The 18,462-nt window shown below is 65.3% G+C and carries 16 protein-coding genes; 6 read left to right on the top strand and 10 right to left on the bottom strand.

The window, feature by feature from the left end; genetic code table 11:
* The first annotated feature begins 3 nt into the window (after nucleotides 1–3).
* Both SH412_RS12055 and SH412_RS12050 read left to right on the top strand, forming a co-directional pair.
* Nucleotides 4–1,563 carry a MalT transcriptional regulator family protein gene (locus SH412_RS12055; RefSeq protein WP_336523765.1) on the top strand — a complete coding sequence of 520 codons (1,560 nt, stop codon included), beginning with the start codon at nucleotides 4–6 and terminating at the stop codon, nucleotides 1,561–1,563.
* Between the two features lie 60 nt (nucleotides 1,564–1,623).
* Nucleotides 1,624–3,177 carry a DUF1559 family PulG-like putative transporter gene (locus tag SH412_RS12050; RefSeq protein WP_336523764.1) on the top strand — a complete coding sequence of 518 codons (1,554 nt, stop codon included), beginning with the start codon at nucleotides 1,624–1,626 and terminating at the stop codon, nucleotides 3,175–3,177.
* A gap of 326 nt (nucleotides 3,178–3,503) precedes the next feature.
* On the opposite strand, the gene SH412_RS12045 is transcribed toward SH412_RS12050, so the two are convergent.
* The 6 genes from SH412_RS12045 to SH412_RS12020 form a co-directional block, all read right to left on the bottom strand.
* On the bottom strand, nucleotides 3,504–3,875 hold the full coding sequence (locus tag SH412_RS12045; RefSeq protein ID WP_336523763.1) for a hypothetical protein: 372 nt from the start codon (nucleotides 3,873–3,875) through the stop codon (nucleotides 3,504–3,506).
* 654 nt (nucleotides 3,876–4,529) lie between these two features.
* On the bottom strand, nucleotides 4,530–5,027 hold the full coding sequence (locus SH412_RS12040) for a hypothetical protein (RefSeq protein WP_336523762.1): 498 nt from the start codon (nucleotides 5,025–5,027) through the stop codon (nucleotides 4,530–4,532).
* A gap of 468 nt (nucleotides 5,028–5,495) precedes the next feature.
* Nucleotides 5,496–6,629, bottom strand: coding sequence for a transglutaminase-like domain-containing protein (locus SH412_RS12035; RefSeq protein WP_336523761.1), 1,134 nt, complete (start codon nucleotides 6,627–6,629; stop codon nucleotides 5,496–5,498).
* Nucleotides 6,630–6,662: 33 nt separating this feature from the next.
* Entirely contained in the window at nucleotides 6,663–7,529 is an 867-nt protein-coding gene (locus tag SH412_RS12030; RefSeq protein WP_336523760.1) for an MIP/aquaporin family protein, read from the bottom strand.
* A 129-nt stretch (nucleotides 7,530–7,658) separates the two neighbouring features.
* A complete protein-coding gene (locus SH412_RS12025; RefSeq protein WP_336523759.1) occupies nucleotides 7,659–8,810 on the bottom strand; it encodes a lactonase family protein in 1,152 nt (383 codons plus the stop codon).
* 141 nt (nucleotides 8,811–8,951) lie between these two features.
* The gene (locus SH412_RS12020) at nucleotides 8,952–9,368 is read right to left on the bottom strand and encodes a hypothetical protein (protein ID WP_336523758.1); all 417 of its coding nucleotides are present in this window, start codon (nucleotides 9,366–9,368) and stop codon (nucleotides 8,952–8,954) included.
* 264 nt (nucleotides 9,369–9,632) lie between these two features.
* Here SH412_RS12020 and SH412_RS12015 point away from each other — a divergent pair, with 264 nt between their 5' ends.
* The 4 genes from SH412_RS12015 (at nucleotide 9,633) to SH412_RS12000 (ending at nucleotide 14,478) form a co-directional block, all read left to right on the top strand.
* Nucleotides 9,633–10,220: a glycine cleavage system transcriptional repressor gene (locus SH412_RS12015; RefSeq protein WP_336523757.1), complete on the top strand. Its 588-nt coding sequence runs from the start codon at nucleotides 9,633–9,635 to the stop codon at nucleotides 10,218–10,220.
* A gap of 87 nt (nucleotides 10,221–10,307) precedes the next feature.
* Nucleotides 10,308–11,654, top strand: coding sequence for a DUF711 family protein (locus SH412_RS12010; protein WP_336523756.1), 1,347 nt, complete (start codon nucleotides 10,308–10,310; stop codon nucleotides 11,652–11,654).
* Nucleotides 11,655–11,979: 325 nt separating this feature from the next.
* Complete coding sequence (locus tag SH412_RS12005) at nucleotides 11,980–13,707, top strand: amidohydrolase (protein WP_336523755.1); 1,728 nt, start codon at nucleotides 11,980–11,982, stop codon at nucleotides 13,705–13,707.
* A gap of 105 nt (nucleotides 13,708–13,812) precedes the next feature.
* Nucleotides 13,813–14,478: an HAD-IB family phosphatase gene (locus tag SH412_RS12000; RefSeq protein WP_336523754.1), complete on the top strand. Its 666-nt coding sequence runs from the start codon at nucleotides 13,813–13,815 to the stop codon at nucleotides 14,476–14,478.
* Nucleotides 14,479–14,531: 53 nt separating this feature from the next.
* Here SH412_RS12000 and SH412_RS11995 read toward each other — a convergent pair whose 3' ends face one another.
* From SH412_RS11995 to SH412_RS11980, 4 genes are all read right to left on the bottom strand, one after another.
* On the bottom strand, nucleotides 14,532–15,431 hold the full coding sequence (locus SH412_RS11995; RefSeq protein ID WP_336523753.1) for an alpha/beta hydrolase: 900 nt from the start codon (nucleotides 15,429–15,431) through the stop codon (nucleotides 14,532–14,534).
* A 140-nt stretch (nucleotides 15,432–15,571) separates the two neighbouring features.
* Nucleotides 15,572–16,822, bottom strand: coding sequence for a hypothetical protein (locus tag SH412_RS11990; protein ID WP_336518718.1), 1,251 nt, complete (start codon nucleotides 16,820–16,822; stop codon nucleotides 15,572–15,574).
* An 88-nt stretch (nucleotides 16,823–16,910) separates the two neighbouring features.
* Nucleotides 16,911–17,165 carry a hypothetical protein gene (locus SH412_RS11985; protein WP_336518717.1) on the bottom strand — a complete coding sequence of 85 codons (255 nt, stop codon included), beginning with the start codon at nucleotides 17,163–17,165 and terminating at the stop codon, nucleotides 16,911–16,913.
* Nucleotides 17,166–17,444: 279 nt separating this feature from the next.
* Nucleotides 17,445–18,257, bottom strand: a complete 813-nt coding sequence (locus SH412_RS11980) for a DUF6134 family protein (RefSeq protein ID WP_336523752.1) — start codon at nucleotides 18,255–18,257, stop codon at nucleotides 17,445–17,447.
* Nucleotides 18,258–18,462: the final 205 nt, after the last annotated feature.

Genomic DNA, 18,462 nt, shown 5'->3' with positions numbered 1-18,462 from the left:
CTGATGTTGTTCCCTGCCCGTCGAATACTCCTCCTCGGCCTGCTCGCAACCTTTGCGCCAGGCCTCGGCCCGTCCGCCATGGCCCAGGTGCAGCTCGGCCCGAACGGACCGTTCACTCCTGAAAAGCCAGGCGCCCCCCAGTCGCCCAAACCGCGCGGCCCGTTCGCAACCTGCACGGTCGCCATGCCGTCGAAAACGATCCCCTCCCTCCCCGCCGACGCCCTCTGGCCCCGCATCGGCGAACTGACCCCCGGCAACTCGGTCACCTACTGGTACCGGGCGATCGCCGGCCTCGATCGGGCCTCGCAGGCGCAGCCCGAAGAGTTTCGTAAAGCGTTCGGCGGCGGTGCCACCGTCCCGTGGATCGACATGCCGGTCGCAGAATTGCCGCGTGAGGAAGTCCGTCAGTACCTGACGCGCTGGACCGAGAACCTGTCAAACGCCCGAATCGCCGCGCTCCGGGAGCAGACCGAATGGAGTCTGCGGATGCGAGATTTGAGGGGACTCGCCACGATTGAGTACCGACTCGGCGAGTTCCAGGAAGCCCGCGCCCTGATGCGGCTGATCAAGTTGAAGATGCAGTTGGCCCTGGCCGACGGCGATTTTGTGCAAGCGGCCGACTGGGCTCGCACCGGACTGCGCCTGGCGCATGCACTCGACGATAACGAGTGCATCATCATCGACCTGGTCGGGATCGCTTGCGCCTCAATCACGCAGGTCGGGTTGGCAGATTTGATCGCACTTCCAGATTCACCCAGCCTCTACTGGGCTCTGGCGGGCATCCCGGAGTCGCTGGTTCAGTGTCGCGATTCCATCGACACCGAGCTGACCCTCCCCGAACGCGTCTTCCCCTGGTTCAGCGACGCGGAGCTGCATCCGCGGACGTCAGAGGGCTGGCGCGGGGACTTTCGTCAGACGCTTCGGGACTCGCGCCAGCTCACGTCGGATTCGCGTCGGATTCCGAAACAGGATGCACCGGACTGGCTGGCGGATGCGTATCTGCTTCAGACGCTGTTCAACGGCTACCCCGGAGCCCTTCGCGATCTCGAAGCCGACGGCATCCCTCACGTCGATCTCGACGCCATGCCCGTCGGCCAGGTCGTCGCCGTCCATCAGATTCGCTCGACGCGCCGCACCGAACTGGAACTCCTCAAATGGACCCGCCGCGCCGACCCCGCTCTCATCGAACTCATTGATGGCGAGTTCCACAGCCAGTCGAAACGTCCGTTCGCAAACGCCGCCGGCCCGAGTCGTACCACGTTCCTGGCGGAAGATCTCATGCCCGCGGTCCAGCAGGCTCTGAAGGCCGAATGGCGACCGGTGATCCGCCACTGCGCCCTGATGGTCGTCGAAGCCCTCCGCCTCCACGCCGCACAACACCACGGCCAGCTCCCCGCGTCGCTCGACGAAATCACCGTCGTTCCCGTCCCGCGCCACCCGGTGACGCTCCAGCACTTCCCCTACACATCGACAGGCAACACCGCCGTCCTCGACGCCCCCACCGGCTTCCCCGGCGAGGACTACATCCTGATCCGTTTCCACCTCAACGCCGGCAAAAACTGACACGCGCTCGACCTCGTCCGCAGACTCAATGTCCCCCGCACACTTCCAAGGACCCCTCCCATGACTCCCGCTCGGATCACCGCGGCCCTGCTGGCCGTCATCGCCCTCGCCCGCGTGGCTTCAGCCGCCGACGCCACGCTCGCCCAGATCGCCCCCTTGCTCGAAGAGGGAACCGTCGCCGTCGTCCGGCTCGACCTCGCCCTCCAGGACGCCGCATCCCTCGCCCGCCTGATCCCCCAGTCCGCAGCCCGCACCCCCGAGCAGACCACGCTGATCGTCACCTACGCCGACAGCATCCGCTCCCGACTGCAGGGCCTCGGCGCCACCCGCGTCTACGCCATCATCAGCTCCGCCGACCTCGGCCGCGCCGGTCCCTTCTGGCTGATCCCCGCCTCCGAACCAGCCGTCGCCCGTAAAATCGCGGCCTATCTCGCCACCGGCAATCCGGACTCCGCCGAAGACCCCGAAGCCGCCACGCTCGGCGTCCCCCTCCGCGTCACGCTCCGCGATTCCGTCGTCTTCTGCGGCCACGCAGGAGCCTTCGATCGCCTCGGCCGCGTCCTCTGCCCCCCGCGCCCCGACCTCGAGACCGCCTTCGCCGCCGCCGGCGACGTCCCCATTGCCGTCGCCGTTGCCCCCTCCCCCGCGCAGCGCCGTATACTCCGCGAATTCTGGCCGACGTTCCCGGCCGAATCGGGCCAGCTCGCCCCCGAGGCCGCCGCCTCCATCCAATGGATCTCCTTGGCGCTCGACACCGGACGCAATGAAGCTCGGCTCCAGCTCGCAGCGTCCAGCCCCGCCGACGCCGCTTCCATCGCCGCCTGGGCCCCCACCTTCTTGACGTGGCTCGACCGGCAGTCGACGCCGGACGCTCCCGCCGCCGATCCCCTTCCCGCGAACCTCCTGACAGCCGCCGGCGACCGCATCGATGCCCGCGTCTCCTTGCAGAATCCCATCGCCAGCCGCCTGTTCGACCGCCTGTGCGGCGGCAACTTCTTCGCCGCCGAAGCCTTCGACGCCGTCCACAGCCTCAAGCAGCTCGGCCTCGCCATGCATAACTTCCACGACGCCTGGGGCAGCTTCCCCCCTCCCGCCAGCTTCTCGAAAGACGGCAAACCCCTCCTGAGCTGGCGCGTCCATCTCCTCCCCTACCTCGACCAGAGCCCCCTCTACGCCAAGTTTCATCTCGACGAACCCTGGGACAGCCCCCACAACCGCCCCCTCCTCCGCCAGATGCCCGCCGTCTTCGCCTCGGACGCCATCGATCGCAACCTCGAATGCAAAACCACCTTCCTCCTCCCGGTCGCCGACGAAACCCCCTTCCACGGCAAATCCGGCACGCCCATCCGCGACATCCGCGACGGCACCTCCAACACGGTCATGATCCTGCAGGCCTCCCCCGAACAGGCCGTCCCTTGGACAAAACCCGAAGATCTGCCGATCGACTGGAAACACCTCGACAAGCTCTTCCCGGCGTCCCTGAACTCCTTCCGAGCCGCATTCTGCGACGGCTCCGTCCACTCGCATCTCAACCCAAAGATGCCAGCCGACACCCTGCAGCGCATCCTCCAGCACAACGATGGCCAACCCGTCGATACAAACACGCTGCGATGATCTCTCCCCGATCCACCACCGCCGCGGAATGTGGCGTCCATCTCCAACCCATCTCTGAGTCCGCAGCCGGGCGGCGTGTGCCACTGGCGGCTCGTCCGCCAGTGCTCTTTGCAACGCCGCTATCCGGAGCATCCGCAGTCGGCGCCACGCGGCCAAACGGAAACCCACGAACCGGAAGCGTCAGCGTCCGGAGTCTTCCTGCACGTGGCGACGGGGTGGCCGGCGGCTGGAGCGTCTTCGCGAAGCCCCGGTCTTCCGACAGATTCACAAGCGGCGACTGCGTCGTTCCTCGATCCAGATGGCGGATTGGATCGCGAAAGAGTGCGCTAATCAGCCCCCGGACCCTCGACCACGAAAACCCCCTCCGCACCATTCCCGCCCGTTCGCAATGACCGGTTCCCGGCGGAGCTCGACCCCCGCTGGCCGGCGTCCCCGCGCAGCGCCGTGACCAGGCGTTCGAGCGACTGCATCGTCTCGAACCGGCCGCACGAAAGCTGCACCACGCTGTGGTCCGCTTCGCCGTCGAGATCCTGAGCCACGAACACCATCGGATCGCCGTCGGCCTCTACCAGCAGCAGCCGGATCGCTTCCCCGCCATCCACGACCGGCAGCTCCAGCTCATAGCCAATCGCCTCGCGCGTCCAGCCGGCGTGCAGCAAGGTCTCGCGGGTGATCGGAGTCGTCCACGGTGCAATCATGATGCCCTCCCCCCGGAGTCGGAATGCACAGAGCCCCGGACGGGACCGCAGTCGCTTACGCAGCAGCGACAGACAGTTCTCCCGGCCAGGGCCCTTGGGAAATGACAAACACCACTGTACCACCCCGCCCCTCCGCCAGTCAGCCCCTTTTTTCGCATTTGTTGCAGAAAAAATGTCTCGTCCACCCGCATCACGCCCTGCCGCCCAACCCGCAGGGCACGCCCCCGCATGCCGATCCGCAGCCTCCGCATCCCCTTCGCCACGCAACGGATCGCCCTACGCCCCACGGACAACGGACCAAACTATGAATTCCGCGCAACAAACTCCCATAGGTTGAGAGGGCGCCTCAATCCACCATCTCCAAAGCCCCCACGCGTCCCGCTTCCCAAATCACAAATCACAAATCACAAACAACCAATCACCATTCCATAAATTCCGCGCAACAAACCCCCATAGGTTGAGAGGACACAATCGCCCCCTCTCCACCGGCGTACTCCAAAGCCCCGCCAGGGGCGAACCAATGTCGCCCAGCGGCGTAAGCCCTGGGCGAAGATCCGCCTCCGCAGACCCCGAATGGGGTCAAACAGGGTCGCCAGAGGCCGAGAATCGCTTCGCTCTGACACCTCTGGAAACTTCTCTCCTCCGCACTAATCACTATCCACTAATCACTAACCACTTCCTTCCCCCCCCTCTCTTCCGGCCCCCGCCATGTTCGAAATGGACGACCTCCGCAAACGCCTCAGACTCCTGGCCGACCACTACGGCCCCGACCTCACGCTCTTCAAATTTTTCCGCCTGACCCGCATCGAGCCCTTCTGGGTCTACCGGCTCTGGGGCAACTGGACCAATCTCCGCGTCGCCGCGGGACTTCCGCCGCAAGTCGCCCCCAGAAAACTCCATTCCGACGAGCATCTCTTCCAGGAGATCAGCCGCGTCGGCGAACTCACCGGTGAATTCCCCACGATCGCCGCCTTCAACCGGCTCTCGCCACGTTCCTGGCACACCCTCGAGCACCGCTTCGGACGCCGCCTCGAAATTTGGCAGAAGTACCACGCCTGGCTCGTCGAGCAACCGGCAGACCAGCGCCCGACCTACCTCCGCGATCTCTCCGCCGAAGCCGACCCCGCCCAGATCCCCGGCGTCTGCTGGCATCAACGAGTAGGACCGGGCGCCCCCGTCCGCAGCCTCAAAAAAGAGCCGGAAGCGTCAGCGCCCGAAGTCTTCCCATCGACTCCTCAAAACGCAGCCTCAAGGAGCATCCACCCCCAACCCAGCTCCGAGTCCGCAATGACCGCCAGCGGCGGCGCAACCGGTCCAAGTGTGGCCGCGTGTGGTGCCACTGGCGACTCCTCCGCCAGTGCTCTTTCCAACGCAACCGAATGCGGCATCCAATCTCAACCCATCTCTGAGTCGGCAGCGACCGCCCACGGCGGGGCAGCGACCGCCGCTGGCGGGGCAGCCTGGCCGCGTGTGGCGATGTCGCTTGCCGCCCTCTTCTTCCTGCTCTGCGTCGTCTCGCTCAGCTCCGCATCTCTGCGCGAAGTCTTCTCGACCAGTTCACACCGTCCTGATGTCTCTGCGAAGCCCGAAGCCCGAAACCCGAAGCCCGCCTCGTCCCCCCTACTCTTCCAGGCTCCGCACGTCCGCGAACGGATACGCCACATCACGATCCGCCCGATACCGGTGGGCCGTCATCCAGGTGAAGGCTGTCTGATCCTTGTTGGATGGATCGGGCTCGACGAGCGGGACGCCGTCCGCCTCGGCGTAAATCGTCCGGACGACGTTGACCGGGCCGCTACTGGCTCTGGGAGCCAGCTCGTACCGGCTCCCGCGAGTCTGCAGGAACCAGGTGTTATCGCGGAAACCGGACATCAGCCGGCCTTGCGCCCGGGCGATCAAGCCCAGCCGCTGCTCGTCGGTCAGCTCCGGCGTCTTACGGATCAGCTCCGCCAGCTTCTGCGTCTCGGAAACATCGAAGCTGACCCAGCCGTACGGCGCGAGATACGCTTCGAGTTTGCAGTGCGACGGCGACGCCTTGGGGAACGGATTGATCCCGTAAGTGACCCGCGTCGGCACCCCGAGCGCTCGACCCATCGCGGCGCAGAACCCGTGATAATCGCTGCAGTGCCCCCGACGGCGTTCGAGCCCGTGCTCGGAACGGGCCTGCAGCGACGCATTCACGTGGTCATATTCGAAGTTTCGGTCAACCCACTTCAGGACCCGCTGAAAGTCTCCCGCAGCCGTCGCCCGTTCCGGAACAATCTCCGCCAGCAAGTTCTCGAATCGCTGGTCGACGACAACCGCTCCGCCATCGCTCCGCCGATACGGGGCGAAGCTCGCCGGCCAGTTGCGGACCGTTTCGACTTTGGCCGGGTCAATCTTCCAGTTCAGCTCCCAGGCCGTGACCTGGAACCGATGCCGGACGATCTGAGCCCCTTGCGGCTTCTCGAAGGTGAAGCAGGCAAACTGATTGCCGTAAACCGTTTCAGTGGCGATCTCCGGACGGACGTCGTCCGGGAACGCCGAAAGCTCCCGGCCAGTGACTTCCTGCGCGACATCCGACGGAGGCAACGGCACCCAGACCCGGAGCTGCTTCGTCTTGTACGGGGCGGTCACTACAAAGGCGAATTCGACGTCGTACGTAACCGGATGGCTCCGCTCGGCCTGATACGGAAGAGCCGGATCGAGCCGTTCCTCGGAGAAGGCGATCCCCGACCAACCCGCGCACAGGAGGACCGCCAGCGCAAGTTTCATGGGAAGAAGCCTCTCGACTTTGGATGGTCGTCGTCACCGGCCGGCGGGCAGTCCCGGCCGGATCAATCGTTCGTAAATCCCGGCCCCGATCCAGGCCCCTGCCGTCGGAGCCAGAATGTAGACCGTCAGCCAGCCGATGCCGTTGCTGGTGAACGGCAGACTCCCCCAGCCGGCCAGGCTGGAAAACACCCGCGGCGCGAAATCGCGAGCCGGATTGAAACAGGCCTGCGTCAGGGGCGCAATCACCGAAATCAGAGCCGCGACCGTGAGCCCGATAAACACGGGGGCAAAGCCCGCCGCCGGCGCCCCCGAATTCTTCGCATCCGTGACCGCGAAAACCACCATCGCCAGAATCGCAGTCCCGAGCACCTCGGCCAGAAACGCCTGGCCCTGACCGAAGCGGGACCGCATCTGCCGGAATTTCGCCATCGAAAACTTTCCGTCTTCGGTGGCGCCGCCGGGGTTGGGAAAAAACTCGCCATAGCACATGGCCGTCAGCTCGCTCCCCGGAGAACCGCGCCGGATGCCGAGGTTTTTTTCCTGTTCGATATGCAGGCCCGAAAACAGGACATACAAAACGGCCGCCGCCGCAAACGCCCCCAGCAACTGGCTGATCACATACAGGGGAACCCGCCCCCACCCCACTCGCCCCCAGGCGGCGAATGCGAAAGTGATCGCCGGATTGATATGCGCCCCGCTGATAGCCCCGATCGTATAGATGGCGATCATGATCGCCAGACCCCACACAATCGCCACCTGCCACAGCCCCGTCTGGGCGCTGGTCAGCACGGCAGCGTGGACCGCTCCGCACCCGAAAAACACCAGCAGAAACGTGCCGAGAAACTCGGCCAGTCCGAGCGAGGCGGCGGTGGGAGCAGAGGGCTGTCGATCGTCCGGCATGGCGGCTGGCTCTCGGGGGCTGGTGCAACGAATGGGACGGGGCTGCCGGCCGCAGTCCGTGTCGACTGCGCGCGACCGCCATCAATGAGCCGCTGCAGAGTGCCGAAAACGCCCGTGTCTGTCCACCGTCTACCGGGGCAGAAACTTGACGCAAACGGGACGCGGAACCTCAACCGGCCCGCCGACCGGCATCAGATGACCGGAGGTCAGATCGACCCGGAACACCTGGATCGAGTCGCTGTCCTGATTGGCGGCGAGCACGAATGTTCCGGTCGGATCGATGCCGAAATTGCGGGGGGTCTTGCCCGCGGTGGCTTCATGGCCGACCGAGTGCAACTCTCCATTCAACGGATCGATGCTGAAAATCGCCAGGCTGTCATGGCCGCGGTTCGAAACATAGAGAAAGCTCCCCGAGGGGTGGACCTGGACCTCTGCCGTCGAGTTGCGTTCCTGCGGAAAATCTGCCGGGAGCGTGCTCAGAGTCTGGCGCGCCGCGAGCGTGCCGAGCGCGGAATTCCAGTCGAGCAGCGTGACCGTCGAAGTCAGTTCGTTATTGGTGTAGCTGAATTTGCCGTTCGGGTGGAAGGCAAAGTGCCGGGGACCGCTGCCGGGAGGCAATGCGCCGAACGGCGGTTCATTCGGAGTCAGCGTGCTCTTGACCGAATCGAGCTTGTAGACCAGAAGTTTGTCGAGTCCGAGGTCGGCGGCGATCGCAAAGCGGTTGGAGGCGTCGACGTTGATCGAGTGCGCGTGCGGCCCTTCCTGTCGGCGGGGATTGACGCTCGAACCGCGGTGCTGGATGGAACTGGCGGCCGGCCCCAGCTTGCCGTCTTCCGCGACGGGAAACGAGACGACGCTGCCGCCGCCGTAATTGGCGGCCAGCACCGTTTTGCCGGACTTATCGACCGTCACATAACAGGGGCCGGCGCCGGTGGAAGATTGAGAGTTGAGGGCCGTCAGTCCTCCGGTTTGCGTGTCGATGGCGAAGGCGGTGACGCCGCCGGTGGGCTTGCCGTCGAGATCAGCGATCTCGCTGACGGCATAGAGCAGTTTTCCGCCCGGATGAATGGCGACAAACGAGGGGTTCTTGATTCCTGACGTGACGGTCACGGGCGTCAGCGCGCCGGTGTTCATGTCGAGATTCAGCGTATAGATGCCCTGACTTTTTCCGCCGGTATAGGTGCCGACGAAAACGAACATCGATTTGGCCGAATCTTGAGCGAAGCCTGTCGTCGCGGTTGCGACGAGCAACAGTGCGGGGAGCCAACTCCGGGAAAACATCACAGAACCGCCTCACGCGTCCGGTCGGGACTTAACAGATCAACACATCAACGAACGAGATCACGACTGAGCCATCATGGACTCGGATGGTCGACAAAAGCAACTTCCGACCGGGCTGATTTCGACAACTCACCGGCGAATTCAGCGGCGTTCGCCGTCGGGCGATCCTGCAAGCCGGCCAATCGAAGTCTGGAAGATCTTTCGGACGCGATTCTCCGCCTCCCGGGCGTCATCGTTCCGGCGGAGATCGTCGACGCTGGCCGAGCAGTAGCTGCAGCCGGCGTTTGTCAGGTGGAAATGCAGGTATTGGGCCATCGCGTCGCCCAGACGTCCGTCCACCCAGGCGGCCCAGACTGCCCGGCTGGGGCAACTGGCCCGCGTTCGCCGCCAGATTTCCCCCAGACTGTGGCCGCCCCGGTCGCGGGCTTCGATCAGGTTCGCCGCCCGGCGTAAGAGGTCGGGCGAGCTGCGCAATTCCTGCTCAATGCGGGAGCTGACCTCGGGAGCGAGGCGTTCGTCGAAGTAGGCAAGCAGATCTTCGTCTCCGATGACTGCCACGTGGACTTCCCGTCCGAAACCTGGAAACACCCGTCGACCGGATTGGATGCTAACGGCCGACAAGGCCAAACGCACGCACGAATCTCGTCGGTCGGTATTCCTGCTGGAGGTTTTGCGTCATTTTAATCGGTCGGGTGAGCCCCGGAAATCGGAACGTGTCAAAGTTTTCACTCTCCGCGGCCCGGCATGGTCGAGCAATCGCGTCAAATTGGTTTATAATGCGGAGTTGGGACGCACCAGACACCGGGTCCTCGGGAACAGCGGATGGCCAAGCGATATGTCATGACTGTGCTCGCGGCGAACCGCGTGGGGATGCTGGCGGCCTTGGCGAATGCGCTGGATGAACTGGGCGGGAATATTCTCGCGACCAGTCAGGCGGTCATGGACCGCTTTTTCACGCTGATCATGTCGGTGGAGTTCCCCGAGGGGCGGCCGCGGGAAGTCGTCCTGGATCACATTCAGGCTGTCTGTCGGCCATTTGCCGCGGAAGTCAGCCTGAAAGAGCTCGCCGACGACGATGCGTGCGACTCGGTCCCCGACCGGCAGCAGGCCGAACGGTACGTTCTGACCGTTTCCGGGCCTGATCGCCCGGGCGTCCTCCGTCGGCTGGCCCATCGACTGGCCCAGGACGGAATCGACGTCATGGACCTGCAGGCCTCGCGCGTCGACGAAGGGCGGCAGTTCCGGTTCTTCATGGAGATCTACGTTCCCGCCGGCGTGGACATCGGCAGACTGGCGCGGGATCTGCAGGAAGTGGAACCTCAGGGGACGCTCGCAACCACGCTGCAGCGACGGACGGTGCTGGACGCGATGATGTGTCCGGATCCGCCGCGGTTCCGGGACAAAGGGTGACTCTGGCGCTGGTGCGGGTTCGGATTGAGGTCGGACTTCGGTTGCGAGTGGTTTCTCGAAAGGCCCCGACGAATGGAACATAGCCCGGTGCTCGTCTCTCAACTGAAGCAGGTGGTGGAGACGCCTCTGGAAGTGCGATCGGTGACGCTCGGCGTGCAGATCGCCGACTGCAGCGAACGCAACCTGCATCGGATGTGCGAGTCGATTTACCAGCGGATCACCGACGTGGCCGGTCGACTCGCGCCGGTCTGCGCCGAGGTCTCTTCGAGTTTCGGCGTGCCGATCATGCAGCGGCGGCTGGCGGTCACGCCGATCGAGCAGGTCGCGCATGGTTTCGGTCCGGACGACCTGGTGCACGTCGCCCGGACGCTGGACGGGGCCGCGGCGAATGTGCATGTGGACCGGATCAGCGGTTATTCGATCGACGTCCGGCGAGGGATGTCGAACGGTGCGCGACAATTCATCGCCAGCCTGCCGCTGGTGCTCAGTCAGACGACACGGGTGCGGGCGGCGGTCCAGGTTGCCTCCAGCGACACGGGGGTCAACATGGACGCCGTGCAGCTTGTTGCCCACAAGCTGCGCGAGACTGCCGAAGCGAGCAGCGAGCGCGGCGGCGATGCGGCGGCGAAACTCTCCGTCGTCGCTAACAACGCCATGGAGCATCCGCATCTGACCGGGGCGGTCCTGCCGTCAGGCAGCGGAGACCTGGTGTTATTCGTCGGGGTCGGTGCGGCCGGCGCCATTCGAGCGGCGCTCGAACGCCGGCTGCAGGAGGATCGCCGGGCGACGTGGCAGGACCTGGCGGGCGAGATTCAATCGGCTGCCTTTCAGGCGATTCGCGCGGCCGAAGTGGTTGGCCGGGAACTGGCGGATCGACTTGGGGCGGATTTCGGATCGGTAGACTGCACGCTGGCGCCGACGCTGCGTCCGGGGGACAGCGTGGCCGGGCTGCTGCCCCTGCTGGGGGTGGGATCGCTGGGAGGTCCGGGGACATTGGCGGCGCTCGTGCTGCTGGTGAACGCGGTGCGGACGGCGGCCGGTTTTGCGTCGTGTTCCGCGTCGGCGCACACGCGGGTGATGCTGTCCGTTCTCGAAGATCCGGTGCTGATCGCGGCGACTCAGGAGCCGCATCTGACGTTCGATCAACTGGCGCGCCTCGCCGGAGCGGGAGTCAACGGGCTGGACTTGCTGCCGATCCCCGGCGATACGGATGCCGGGACCTTGACGGGGATACTGGCGGACCAGATGGCGCTGGCGGTGCTGCAGCACCGGCCCTCCTCCGTACGCGTGATTCCGGTGCCGGGCAAGAAGGCCGGAGATCGGGTCAGCTACGGGAGCCACATGGGAGAGGCGGGAATTCTGGAGATCCCGTGGTCCGGCCAGTGCCGGGCGTTCATGGATCGGACCGGCATGCTCCCTCCTCCGCGGAGCTGAGTGACGAGCAGCCAGGCGGGGGAGGTGTACTCCGGACGCGGTTGGCGATGGCGGCCTCAAGGCACTTCCGGCAGAGGCAGCTCAGTGCGGCGTCGACCGGCATGATGTGCGGCAGCTCGCAGCACCAGCACTGCGCGGTTCCGCAGGCAAGCCCGCATTGGACTGGTCCGCCACAGGATGGACAGGGACGATCTGGCGGCATGGCGACGGGAGCCTGGCGATCGGGGTGAGTCATGACGGCCGGGGGAACAACCACTCCGGGCAGCGGGCATGTTACAATCCGCCCCGCGTCGAGTGACAGCGAAAGCCTGTGGGAGAGCTGATCGTGCCGTACCGATTCCTTGCCGTGATGACGCTGGCGATCTGTCCGTGGCCGGCTGCCGCCGCGGAGCCCCCAGATCTGATCGTGCATCATGGCAAGGTCGTCACGGTCGATCCGCAGTTCCGGATCGCCCAGGCCTTTGCAGTACGAGCCGGAAGAATCACCGCGGTCGGATCGAATGCAGAGATGCTGCAACTCGCCGGACCGGAGACGAAGTCGATCGACGCCGGCGGCAAAACAGTGATTCCTGGCCTGATCGACTCGCACGTGCATCCGACCGGGGCGGCGATGTACGAATTCGACCATCCGATTCCGACGATGGAGACGGTGGGGGATGTGCTGCAGTACGTCCGGTCGCGGGCGGAGGCGTCGCAGCCGGGAGACTGGATCAACATTTCCCAGGTGTTCATCACCCGCCTGCGCGATCGGCGGTATCCGACGCGGAAGGAGCTGGACGAGGCGGCGCCGCAGAATCCGGTGGTCTTCCGGACCGGCCCGGATGCGATGCTGAGCACCCTGGCGCTGGTGGCCAGCGGCATCGATCGGGACTTCCAGATCACGGACGGTCAGAGCGGGCTGATTGAGAAGGATTCGCAGACGGGCGAACCGACGGGGCTGCTGCGGAACGCGGGACGACTGATCAAGTCGAAGTCGAGCGGGAAGTCGGCGTCGACGGACGATCAACGGGGGCGGCTCAAGGCTCTGCTGGCCGACTACAATTCGGTCGGGCTGACGAGCATCGCCGACAGGAACGCGGGCGAGAGTGCGCTCACGCAGTATGCGACCCTTCGAAAAGCGGGCGACCTGACGTGCCGGGTGTTCGCCTCGTACGCGGTCAACGGGCAGCTCGAATGGCCGGCGGTGGAGAAGCAGATTCTGAAAGCGGCCGAGCATCCGCTGCATCAGCCCGATGACATGCTCTGGCTCCGCGGCGTGAAGGTGTTTCTGGATGGAGGGATGCTGACCGGCAGCGCGTACATGCGGAAGCCGTGGGGCGTCAGCCAGATCTACTCGATCACCGATCCGGAGTATCAGGGACTGCGGTTTATCCCGGCGGAGGCGCTGGAGCGGATGGCCCGGCTGGCGCTGGAGAAGGACCTGCAGTTCACGGCTCATTCGGTCGGGGACGGGGCGGTCCATGCTCTGCTGGAAGCGTACGCGGCGATCAACCGCGATCTGCCGGTGGCCCCCCGCCGGCCCTGCATCACGCACTGCAATTTCATGTCGCCGGAGGCGATCTCGCAGATGAAGGAGCTGGGAGTCGTGGCGGACCTGCAGCCGGCCTGGCTGTGGCTCGACGGACACACGCTGCGGGAGCACTTCGGCGACGAGCGGCTGACGTGGTTTCAGCCGTACCGATCGCTGTTCGATGCCGGCGTGATCGTGGGAGGCGGCTCGGATCACATGCAGAAAATCGGCAGCCTGCGGTCGGTCAATCCGTACAACCCGTTCCTGGGGATGTGGATCGCGATCACCCGGCAGCCGCGGGCCGGCGGAACGGCACTGCATTCGGAGCAAAAAATTTCGCGTGAAGAGGCGCTGCGGCTGTATACGACGAACAACGCCTGGGTGCTGTTCGCCGAAAAGGATCGCGGTTCGCTGGAGCCGGGGAAACTGGCCGATTTCGCAATCCTGGAAACGGACCTGCTGACGTGCCCTGAGGAGGCGATCAAGGAGGTCCAGGTGCGGGCGACGTATCTGGGGGGGAAGGTGGTGTATGCGGCGCCCTGAGGGGGGGAAATTCGATGAACGCCAAGAGCCAAGAGCGGTGAGCCTCGAAGACTCGACTCACCCTACCGCGACTGACCACTGACCACTGACAAAAATCCAATGCCCTTGCCATCACCCACCGCCACGCACCGCAAACTGTTCATTACCGACTTCGATGGGACGCTGACAGACGTCGATTTCTATGAGACGATTCTGGAGGCGCTGCCGGAGGAGCGGCGGCCGCCCTATTGGGAGGAGTTTCTGGCGGGGCGGATGTCGCTGTTTGAAATGCTGCGGCGGGTGTTCCTGGTCGGCCCGAAGACGCTGCCGGAGATTCTGGAGCTCGTCGAGCGGACGGGGTTCGACCCGCAGGCTGGAGCGGCGTGGCGGACTCTGCATGATGCGGGCTGGCAGTTGGCGGTCGTCTCGGCGGGCTGCCGGTGGTACATCGACCTGTTGCTGGAGCGTTACGGGATCGAGGCGGCGGTGATCGCCAATCCGGGGCAGTTCGTGGAGGGGACCGGGCTGGTGATGGAGCTGCCGGCGGAAGCGGAGTTCCGGCATGAACGCCGGGGGATTGATAAAGCCGCGGTGGTGCAGGCCGCGCTGGCCAAGTTTGACGACGTGGCGTTTGCGGGGGACGGCCGGCCCGATCTGGAGGCGATCCGACTGGTGCGGGACGGTCGGCGGTTTGCGAAGAGCTGGCTGGCGGAGAATCTCGCGGCGGAAGGGGTGGCGTTTGAGCCGTTTGCGCGATGGAGCGAGATTGCGGGGCGGCTGAGGGGGGAGTGAAAGAGCGGCCCCCGGCCTGAATGGCCGGGGGCTAAGAGAAGTCGAAGAGGGGCTTATTTGCGGGTGGTGGGTTTGAGGTTCTCGTCGAAGAAGTCGACGGTTTCGGCGAGCGTCCGTGCAAGATCTTTGCCGCCCCAGCCGTGACCGGCGCCGACGAGGATTTCCGCCCGGGCCGGGACTTCGGCCTTCGTGAGCGTTTCGATCATGCGGTAGACCTGCGTGTGCGGGACGAGCGGGTCTTTCGTCCCCTGGAAGAACAGAATCGGCGCGTCTCCCTTCGTGACGTACGTATTCGGCGAAGCCCGCTTTGCTTCTTCCGGCTTCTCGGTCGCCAGACCGCCAATGAAATCCTTCACGAGGGGCTTGCTGATTTCGGGGATGTCCTCGGCTCCCAGTTCCGTCGGGCCGAAGTAGGAGACGACGGCATTGACCTGGCTGGGCTGATCGGCCCAGCCGCCGTCTCCTTCGAGACCGTCGTCCTTCCCCATCACGCCGAGCATCAGTGACAAATGAGCCCCGGCGGAGAAGCCGATGGCGCCGATGCGATCCGGGTCGATCCCGTACTCGTTCGCGTGAGCCCGGAGGAAGCGGACCGCGCATTTGGCGTCTTCGATCTGGGCCGGGAACGGGTGCTGCGGGCAGAAGCGGTAGCCGATGGTGGCGGAGACGTAGCCTTTCTCGGCGAACAGCCAGGTCAGGTTGTCGTGCCCGGGCTTGTTGCCGGCCCGCCAGGCGCCGCCGTGAATGACGACGATGCAGGGGAGCGGCTGGGCGGAGTTCTTCGGGCGGGAGAGGTCGAGCTTGAGCTCGGTGTCGCCGGTCTTGCCGTAGACGATGTCCTTTTCGAACGTGATCGTGTCGGGCGGAGACGGGGGGACGAGCTGCTGGGCGTGGAGCTGCGAAGCCGTGAGGAACGCGGTCAGCAGGCCGCAGAGGATGTGGAAGCGGGGCATGAGGGGGTGCGTCCCGGATGGGGTATAGAGATGTCGGACTGGGGCGAGATTGTAACATCGCGGTGACCTGCTCGCCTTTGACGGCGAGTACGGCCCCCGAAACACTGGTTCCCAGGCTCCGCCTGGGCTGCGCGAAATCGTCAATTGTTGGCGGTCCCGGTTGATCCGGCTTTTGTTCCTGGAAGGACGGGGAGGGCCTGGCGGCGCTGGGCTGTCAGCGACTTGCCTAAGTGGTCGTCGATCCACGCGAGCAGGTCGCGATGCCGCACGGCGTTCAGGGCTTCGCAGATCTTTTCCTCGCTGATCCGCACGACCGACGCGGCCATCCCCAGAATCAGTTTCGTAAAGCCGCCGCGGCTGTGCTGGCCCTGCAAACGCTTGCCCTTGCCGATCAGCGATTCCAGCACTTCGCTGCTGGCCGGCAGACTCTGTCCGGGGAGCACGCCGCTCGACTGCTCGCTCACGAACTCCACCAGCCGCGCCGCCGCACGCTCACCGGCAGGCGTTCGGGCCACCGTCTCCAGTTGCCGGCGCAGCGTCTCGCCGGCGGCGGCGTGGTAGCCCGCCACGCGCAGGAACTCCAGCATGTGGTCCTTGACCGCCTGCAAGTCGTTCCAGTCCACGAGCGCCTCCCGGAAGTCGCGGATCCAGCCGAACTTCTCCTCGAGCCGCGTCAGGTCGAGACCCGCGGGACGTTCGGCCGCGGGCGTGTCGATCAGCCGCAGCATGCGGGCGCCCCAGCCGATCAGCGGCCCCAAGTTCAAGTAACGCCCTTTGACTTTCTGCGTGGGGGGAGCAAGGTGTCCGAGTTCCGTCTGCTTCACCCGTGGCTGCGTCTGCCCGCAGTGTTTGACGAACGCGATCCACCGCGGATCGGCGAGCAGTTCGTGCTTGAGCACGATCGCCGTCTTGTGGGCGATGTCGTGCAGCACCTGCGTCGTCGGGTGCTGTTCGCGGAAACGCTGAGCGCCGCCGAGAAGATCCGAACCCTCGTCGCTGAGGATGGCGGCCGGCACGCCGACCAGCCCGGCCGCAGCCGCGAGCTGCCGCTGGACGATCTCGCCGCTGGATTTTTCGACCGGCTGCAGCGCCAGCAGCGTCAGATCCTGGTGCGTCAGCGGCGCCGTCAGCGCTTTCCACGCCGACAATCGCAGCCCCGCGATGACCAGACACTTCCGCGACCCCAGTTGCAGCGTGTGGTCGACGAGGAACACCCAGTCGGCGGCGAATTCCTTGGGCCGCCGCAACTCGTGCAGTCCCAGCCGCAGCAGCCACGCTTCCGCAGTATTGGCCGCAGGAGCCCCCCGGAACTGGGGCAGGCTGTCCCGCAGCAGTTCGACCACCGCCCGGCAGCCGCGAAAGCTGACCGCTCCGGCCAGACAGAACTGCAACGTCAGGCCGATGGCCGCTGCCGAATACGCATGATGGGCCGGTCGGACGGCGTCCGGGAGGGGGCCAGGGGCTGCGTCGGCGACCCGGTCAGCGCCCGGATTTTAAGGCGGCGATCTCACGTTCCAGGTCCGCCGCGCGGCGTTCGGCCGCGGCGGCCCGCGTGCGCCACATCGCGCGGCTCTTCTCGACGGCGCGGGTCTGGTTCTGCAGGAGCTTGCAGGTTCGCTTCCACTGGCCGGACTTCGCCTTCCACCGATTGCGACTCCGCTCGAAGAACCGCACCAACTTGCCCGCCGGCGACGAATACCGGGCGACGGCTGTTTCGCTGGTTTCGCAGGTCATGACGTTCCTCCTTGAACAAAAAGCCCAGTGGAACAAAAACGCGACGATTCGCCGAGGCCAATTGCCCCTGAAAACGACGGATTTCGCGCAGCCCAGGCTCCGCCTGGGAACCCCCTCTTGCGAGGCTCTGCCTCGCGTCTTCGGACGATGCTGAAGAGGACGCAGAGCGTCCGAAGAAGCATTCCCAAGCGGAGCCTGGGAACGAGGAATTCCCTGACGCTCCGGGGCATCGCGAAGACGCTCCCGCCCCGGCCACCCGCGGCGATCGGGGCCGCCGGCCTATTCGGGAAGTTCGCTCAGTTCCAGCAGGGTGCGGTGTCCCGATTCGAGCGACTCCTGGCGGACGAGTCGACCGTCCTTGTCGTACCAGAGATCGACTTCGACTTCGCCGCGGAGGCGGTAGTGAGTCGCGTCGAGCTGCTTCTCGGCGATCTCCAGGGCGGCGGCGCCCACCCGCTGGAGCTTGCCGGCGAGCAGCCGCCCTTTGCCGGCATCGAAGAGCTGCAGTTCGCGGCCGACTTTCGAGGCATGCGGTTCGCGCCAGTACGAGGTGACCCAGACATCGGCGGGGGTCTTGCGCGATTCGCCGTTGACGGTCACCTGGACGGCGTCGTCGGTGGCGGCTGCGGTGACGACGTATTCGTCGCCGTTGAAGTCGGCGTGGCTGGCGAGTTCGACGAGGCGGTTTTCTTTCCAGACTTCCTTGCCGGTCGAGGAGAAGCGGTACCGGTAGACGATGAAGTTGAACCGTAAGTGGGTTTCGCCGGTCATGGACTCCGTGCCGTCGTCGTGCCGGACGACGGTGGCGGTCATATCGCCCCGCTCGACGCCATCGACGGCGACCCGGTAGTTGCGGGTCTGGCGGTGGACTTCACGGGGTTCAGCGGCTGCAGCCGGCGGACAGAGGGCGAACGCCAGGGAGAGAAGGTAAAGAAATTTTGCCGCGGAGACGCGGCGGGCGCGGAGACATGCTGAGAAGAGAGGGAACCACGAATGGCACGAATGGACGCGAATTTGAGTTAAGAACGGGAACCACGGAAGGGACTGAGAGCGCGGAGAAAGACGACTCAGCGGGGAGAGGAAAAAGGACATGATTGCTGATTCCGCGCACGAATGTCGCTGACGACTTCGACAGGTGCGTGATCATAGTTGGCGAGTTCTTTTACTCATAGACCGGTTTGGATGCGGATGTCGGTCGGGGCAGGAGCGTCTTCGTGATGTCCCGGAGATGGGGCCGGTGGCCGGACCTTCCCTGCGGTTCAGCCCCGGCCACCGGTCGAACTTTCGTGAAACGTTG

It is taken from the genome of Planctellipticum variicoloris (assembly GCF_030622045.1).
In the GTDB taxonomy this organism is placed as follows: Bacteria; Planctomycetota; Planctomycetia; order Planctomycetales; family Planctomycetaceae; genus Planctellipticum; species Planctellipticum variicoloris.
Note: the sequence above shows the minus strand (reverse complement) of the source record. Positions and strands in the feature narration are given on the sequence as shown.